Source organism: Flavobacterium collinsii, assembly GCF_902804485.1.
GTDB classification, from domain to species: Bacteria; Bacteroidota; Bacteroidia; order Flavobacteriales; family Flavobacteriaceae; genus Flavobacterium; species Flavobacterium collinsii.
Genome location: NZ_CADCST010000023.1, coordinates 1 through 339 on the forward strand (window position 1 = coordinate 1; position 339 = coordinate 339).

Here is a 339-nt window from a genome sequence, read left to right on the forward strand (position 1 = left end):
TCTACTACGGCTTTAACCAGCGGTACTTATTATGCTGTAATCAAAGATCCAACTACGACTTGTGAAAGCGCAGTAAGATTGGCGGTAACCATCAGTGTAACCGATCCTGGTACACCAACTTTGGTAACAGCCGGCACACAAAACTTCTGTTTGGTAAATGCACCAACATTTGCAAGTGTTCAGTTTAACGAAGCCAACATCTTTTGGTACACAGCTTTAACCGGTGGAACAGTGATTCCATCTACTACAGCTTTAACCAGCGGTACTTATTATGCGGTAATCAAAGATCCTACTACGACTTGTGAGAGCGCAGTAAGATTGGCGGTAACCATTAGTGTA

At 43.1% G+C, this 339-nt stretch carries 1 protein-coding gene; it reads left to right on the forward strand.

Translation table 11 applies throughout. The features are described 5' to 3' along the window. The coding region (locus FLA105534_RS00150) for an Ig-like domain-containing protein (RefSeq protein ID WP_173964033.1) at positions 1–339 on the forward strand (339 nt) is incomplete at both ends.